Below are 2,274 nucleotides of genomic sequence, written 5' to 3' on the forward strand. Positions count from 1 at the left end.
TGTTGAAGTCAAGATAGATTTCACCAGACTAGACAGCGAACCGCCCCCATCCGCACCAACGTACATTCGCCAGTCCCGTCACCGCGGGGCGCCGGAATCGGCGACCACTGCCGGCGAGGCCCTGTCCTGCGGCGCGAGGTCCTTGGTCCTGTAGGACCTCCCCGTTATGCGTATCAGGTGGCAGTGGTGGCAGAGCCTGTCCGCTATCGCCGACGCCACGACCGGGTCCCCGAAGACCTTCGCCCACGACCCCATCCCCACGTTGGTCGTCACGATGGTCGACCTCCTCTCGTACCTCCTCGAGACCAGCTGGAACAGCAGGTCCGCGCCCTGCTTGTCCACGTCCAGGTAGCCCACCTCGTCGACGATGAGCAGCGACAGGTGGGCGTAGAAGCGCAGCCGCCTCTCCAGCTGGCCCTTGCCCGCGGCGTGCGCGAGGTCCGAGACGAGGCGCTGGCAGTCGGTGAAGTAGGTGAGCTTGCGGGCGCGGACCGCCTCGACCCCCAGCGCCACGGCGATGTGGGTCTTGCCCACGCCGGGGCTGCCGACGAGCACGACGTTCTCGTGGCGGTCGAGGAATCCCAGCGTCGCGAGGTCCTCGACCACGCCCCTGGGGATCGACGGCTGGAACGAGAAGTCGAAGTCCCTGAGGGTCTTCACGTAGGGGAAGCTCGCCTTCTCGACTCTCCTGTCCAGGTCGCGCTCCCTCACGGCGGCGACCTGCGCGTCGGTCATCTCGAGCAGGGCCTCGGGGAACGACTTCGCGCCCGTCGCGACCAGCCTCGAGTACTCCGGGGCGGAGGAGGCCATCGCGTCGAGGCCGAGCTCCTCCAGGTTGCCGCGTATGCGCTCCGACACGCTGCCCTCCGGGCCGGTCACGACTCCTCGCCCCCTCCGAGCCCGCCCAGCAGCTCGAGGTTGCGCCTGGCCTGCGCCTCTATGTCCGCGTCGCCGCCCCAGCGCTTGTCCGCCATCGCCTCTGCGTAGTCGCCCTCGCGGTAGACTATCGGCCCTCCCGGGGCGGCGGTGTCGTGCGTCGCCACGAGCTCCCCGCCGTCGTAGACCCTGAGGCGCCCGCCCGGCTCGAGCAGCAGCCTCACGCGGCGCCCTATGCACCTCCTCGGCACCGAGAACTCGCGCCCGGCGCACCTGACGAGCATGGTGGCGGGCACCACCTGCCACGACACGTCGCCCACCAGCGCCGAGAGCACCGACTCGCGGGGCATGGGCCCCAGGGCCTCCTTCTCCCTCCGGAAGAGCAGCTCCGGCGGCAGGCCGGTCGTGCGGTTCGGCTCCTCGTTGCTCCTCGCGCACACGCGCGCTATCGCGCGGTCGAGCCCCTCCCAGCCCTCGAAGTCGCCCTCGTAGGCCCTGAGGCGCGACAGGAAGCGGTTCGCGCTCTCGTCCTTGCCCTTGGTCTGCGGCGTCCTGGGCCGGCAGAGCGCGAGCTCGAAGCCGGCCTCGCGCGCGAAGGCGGCGACGCGCCCGTCCCGCGAGCGCCTCCCGTCGCCGCCGAGCGTCGCGACGGCCGACATGTTGTCCGTGAGCCACTGCCGCGGCACGCCGCCCAGCCAGCGGATGTTGTCCGCCATGCAGGCCAGCAGGTCGTCCCTGGTCCTGGTCGGGGACCGCACGAAGTAGTGCATCCGGGACCATCCGAGCGTCGAGGTGTACACGTCGAAGCGGTACCCGCGGCCGGAGCGGTCGTGCATGGTGACGTCCTCCTTCCAGTCGAACTGCAGCTGCTCGCCGGGCGCCGTCTCGAACCTGGGGTGCGCGTCCGGCGCGGCGGCGCGCCCGACGGCTATGCCGCGCCCCCTCAGGTAGCTCGTGAAGGCGTTGTAGCCCGGGACCGGCGGCTCGTCGCCCGCGTGGCGCTCGAGCAGCAGCTCGTGGATGCCCTTGGCCGTGACTCCCGGCAGCGCCGCCTTCTCCTCGATCTCGTCGCGGTAGCGGTCGAACCCGCTTTGCCGCCCGTGCCTGCCGTCGTCCGGCGAGGGCCCGCCCCCGTTCCAGTACTTCGAGACGGTGTGCCTGTCCACGCCGTACCTCCTAGCAACCTCCGAGAAGTTCGGCCTGACGCCGCACTCCCTGTCCGCATTCAGCTCAGCCATGAGGTTCCTCTCCAAGGCCCCCACCCCTCTCCGTCGTCGGTTCGGGGCTGAGCCTAGTTGGTGAAAGTGGTGAAACTACGCTGGTTTGGCTGGCGCATTCGCGCTGGTCGGATTGGGGCGCGTGTTGGTCAATCTGGTGAAACCTAAGCTAGCGCTATCA

Annotated in this window: 2 protein-coding genes; both read right to left on the reverse strand. The window is 69.8% G+C overall.

Annotation, left to right across the window (positions count from 1 at the left end; all coding sequences use genetic code 11):
- Window positions 1–78: 78 nt before the first annotated feature.
- A complete protein-coding gene (gene istB, locus FYJ68_RS09935; protein WP_326832321.1) occupies window positions 79–879 on the reverse strand; it encodes an IS21-like element helper ATPase IstB in 801 nt (266 codons plus the stop codon).
- Window positions 876–2,114: an IS21 family transposase gene (gene istA / locus FYJ68_RS09940; protein ID WP_154436122.1), complete on the reverse strand. Its 1,239-nt coding sequence runs from the start codon at window positions 2,112–2,114 to the stop codon at window positions 876–878. The genes istB and istA overlap by 4 nt, the downstream gene beginning before the upstream one ends.
- Window positions 2,115–2,274: the final 160 nt, after the last annotated feature.

The organism is Olsenella porci (genome assembly GCF_009695875.1).
GTDB classification, from domain to species: domain Bacteria; phylum Actinomycetota; class Coriobacteriia; order Coriobacteriales; family Atopobiaceae; genus Olsenella_H; species Olsenella_H porci.